This is a genomic window from uncultured Jannaschia sp. (assembly GCF_947494055.1).
GTDB lineage: Bacteria > Pseudomonadota > Alphaproteobacteria > Rhodobacterales > Rhodobacteraceae > Jannaschia.
The window spans coordinates 1-255 of sequence record NZ_CANLTR010000237.1 but is presented as its reverse complement, the minus strand read 5'-3'; the positions used below and the strand labels follow the sequence as shown (position 1 = coordinate 255).

1 protein-coding gene is annotated in these 255 nt (G+C 74.9%); it reads right to left on the bottom strand.

Going from position 1 to position 255, the window contains the following annotated elements; genetic code table 11:
* Window positions 1–255: hypothetical protein (locus tag Q1A87_RS23990; protein WP_299657433.1), on the bottom strand; the 255-nt coding region annotated here is incomplete at both ends.

The following is a 255-nucleotide window of genomic DNA, read 5'->3' as shown; positions in this document are numbered from 1 at the left end:
CTCGGGCCGGGGCCGGACGTGCCCCCGAGGCCGTGGGCGCGACGCTCGGCCTCGACCTGCAGCAGATCGACGAGGCGAGTGACCTCGGCCTTGACGCCGTCGAGCCCGGTAAGGTCGTCGAGTTCCTTGAGGGCGCGCGTGAGGCGCTCTGAGGGCGCGCCATGCCGGCGCTGGTGCAGGGCGCCTGGTGCGGCCCCTGCGGCGCGCCACAGGCGCCACAGGGCGACGGGCAGGCAGACGAGAAGGATTGGGACC